This window comes from Xenorhabdus budapestensis (assembly GCF_002632465.1).
Taxonomy (GTDB): Bacteria; Pseudomonadota; Gammaproteobacteria; order Enterobacterales; family Enterobacteriaceae; genus Xenorhabdus; species Xenorhabdus budapestensis.
In genome coordinates this window covers 343,811-347,081 of the sequence record NZ_NIBS01000001.1, presented here as the reverse complement: position 1 = coordinate 347,081, position 3,271 = coordinate 343,811, and the positions used below count along the sequence as shown (strand labels likewise).

The following is a 3,271-nucleotide window of genomic DNA, read 5'->3' as shown; positions in this document are numbered from 1 at the left end:
ATGTCTGGCAGTGCCCTACTCTCACATGGGGAGACCCCACACTACCATCGGCGCTACGGCGTTTCACTGCTGAGTTCGGCATGGGGTCAGGTGGGACCACCGCGCTGTTGCCGCCAGACAAATCCTGTATTCAATCCCGAACAAGCTGCTTGTTATTTTCGTCCGTCACCGCTTCCGCGCCTATCGAAAATATACCTGAAACCCTGTCTTTCTCTCGTCTCTCAAACCCACAAAACCCCTTCGGTGTTGTCAGGTTAAGCCGCACGGGGCATTAGTACTGGTCAGCTCAACGTCTCGCAACGCTTACACACCCAGCCTATCCACGTCCTCGTCTCGGACGGCCCTTCAGGACTCTCCAGGAGTCAGGGAAGACTCATCTCAAGGCAAGTTTCCCGCTTAGATGCTTTCAGCGGTTATCTCTGCCGCACTTAGCTACCGGGCAGTGCCATTGGCATGACAACCCGTACACCAGTGGTGCGTCCACTCCGGTCCTCTCGTACTAGGAGCAGCCCCTTTCAGTCTTCCAGCGCCCACGGCAGATAGGGACCGAACTGTCTCACGACGTTCTAAACCCAGCTCGCGTACCACTTTAAATGGCGAACAGCCATACCCTTGGGACCTACTTCAGCCCCAGGATGTGATGAGCCGACATCGAGGTGCCAAACACCGCCGTCGATATGAACTCTTGGGCGGTATCAGCCTGTTATCCCCGGAGTACCTTTTATCCGTTGAGCGATGGCCCTTCCATGCAGAACCACCGGATCACTAAGACCTACTTTCGTACCTGCTCGCGCCGTCACGCTCGCAGTCAAGCCAGCTTATGCCTTTGCACTAACCTCACGATGTCCGACCGTGATTAGCTGACCTTCGTGCTCCTCCGTTACGCTTTGGGAGGAGACCGCCCCAGTCAAACTACCCGCCAGACACTGTCCGCAACCCGGATGACGGGCCTACGTTAGAACATCAAACATTCAAGGGTGGTATTTCAAGGATGGCTCCGTGCAGACTGGCGTCCGCACTTCACAGCCTCCCACCTATCCTACACATCAAGGCTCAAGGTTCAGTGTCAAGCTATAGTAAAGGTTCACGGGGTCTTTCCGTCTTGCCGCGGGTACACTGCATCTTCACAGCGAGTTCAATTTCACTGAGTCTCGGGTGGAGACAGCCTGGCCATCATTACGCCATTCGTGCAGGTCGGAACTTACCCGACAAGGAATTTCGCTACCTTAGGACCGTTATAGTTACGGCCGCCGTTTACTGGGGCTTCGATCAAGAGCTTCTCCCTGAGGATGACCCCATCAATTAACCTTCCAGCACCGGGCAGGCGTCACACCGTATACGTCCACTTTCGTGTTTGCACAGTGCTGTGTTTTTATTAAACAGTTGCAGCCAGCTGGTATCTGCGGCTGGCCTCGGCTCCAAGAGCATGTCTTTTCACCTGGCGCCAGCGTGCCTTCTCCCGAAGTTACGGCACCATTTTGCCTAGTTCCTTCACCCGAGTTCTCTCAAGCGCCTGAGTATTCTCTACCTGACCACCTGTGTCGGTTTGGGGTACGATTCCGTGTTACCTGGTGCTTAGAGGCTTTTCCTGGAAGCAGGGCATCTGTCACTTCAGCACCGTGGTGCCTCGTCATCACGCCTCAGTGTTGCGGATAACCGGATTTGCCGGGTTATCCCACCTACACGCTTAAACCGGGACGACCGTCGCCCGGATGACATAGCCTTCTCCGTCCCCCCTTCGCAGTAACACCGAGTACAGGAATATTAACCTGTTTCCCATCGACTACGCTTTTCAGCCTCGCCTTAGGGGCCGACTCACCCTGCCCCGATTAACGTTGGACAGGAACCCTTGGTCTTCCGGCGAGCGGGTTTTTCACCCGCTTTATCGTTACTTATGTCAGCATTCGCACTTCTGATACCTCCAGCAGACCTCACGGCCCGCCTTCGACGGCTTACAGAACGCTCCCCTACCCAGCAACACCGCAGTGTCGCTGCCGCAGCTTCGGTGCATGGTTTAGCCCCGTTACATCTTCCGCGCAGGCCGACTCGACCAGTGAGCTATTACGCTTTCTTTAAATGATGGCTGCTTCTAAGCCAACATCCTGGCTGTCTGAGCCTTCCCACTTCGTTTCCCACTTAACCATGACTTGGGGACCTTAGCTGGCGGTCTGGGTTGTTTCCCTCTTCACGACGGACGTTAGCACCCGCCGTGTGTCTCCCGTGATAACATTCTCCGGTATTCGCAGTTTGCATCGGGTTGGTAAGTCGGGATGACCCCCTAGCCGAAACAGTGCTCTACCCCCGGAGATGACTTCACGAGGCGCTACCTAAATAGCTTTCGGGGAGAACCAGCTATCTCCCGGTTTGATTGGCCTTTCACCCCCAGCCACAAGTCATCCGCTAATTTTTCAACATTAGTCGGTTCGGTCCTCCAGTTAGTGTTACCCAACCTTCAACCTGCCCATGGCTAGCTCACCGGGTTTCGGGTCTATACCCTGCAACTTAACGCCCAGTTAAGACTCGGTTTCCCTCCGGCTCCCCTATACGGTTAACCTTGCTACAGAATATAAGTCGCTGACCCATTATACAAAAGGTACGCAGTCACCCTGATAAATCAGGGCTCCCACTGCTTGTACGTACACGGTTTCAGGTTCTCTTTCACTCCCCTCGCCGGGGTTCTTTTCGCCTTTCCCTCACGGTACTGGTTCACTATCGGTCAGTCAGGAGTATTTAGCCTTGGAGGATGGTCCCCCCACATTCAGACAGGATACCACGTGTCCCGCCCTACTCTTCGAGCTCACAATACGCACGCCTTCGGATACGGGGCTGTCACCCTTTACTGCCGGCCTTTCCAGACCGTTCTCCTGACATGAATATCGCTGATGGCTCTGGGCTGCTCCCCGTTCGCTCGCCGCTACTGGGGGAATCTCGGTTGATTTCTTTTCCTCGGGGTACTGAGATGTTTCAGTTCCCCCGGTTCGCCTCCTTACCCTATGAATTCAGATAAGGATAGTGCAACGGATTGCACTGGGTTTCCCCATTCGGACATCGCCGGCTATAACGGGTCATATCACCTTACCGGCGCTTTTCGCAGATTAGCACGTCCTTCATCGCCTCTGACTGCCTAGGCATCCACCGTGTACGCTTAGTCGCTTAACCTCACAACCCGAAGGTGTCTTCGGACTGGAGTTTTGAGAGACTCATCAATACCGTCTTCCGACGCTACTGATTGTTTCAAATTTTCAGCTTGTTCCAGATTGTTAAAGAGCAA

Annotated in this window: 2 rRNA genes; both read right to left on the bottom strand. The window is 54.4% G+C overall.

The window, feature by feature from the left end:
• Nucleotides 1-2 precede the first annotated feature (2 nt).
• Nucleotides 3-118 (bottom strand): 5S ribosomal RNA (rrf, locus tag Xbud_RS21555).
• A 132-nt stretch (nt 119-250) separates the two neighbouring features.
• Nucleotides 251-3,159 (bottom strand): 23S ribosomal RNA (locus Xbud_RS21550).
• Nucleotides 3,160-3,271: the final 112 nt, after the last annotated feature.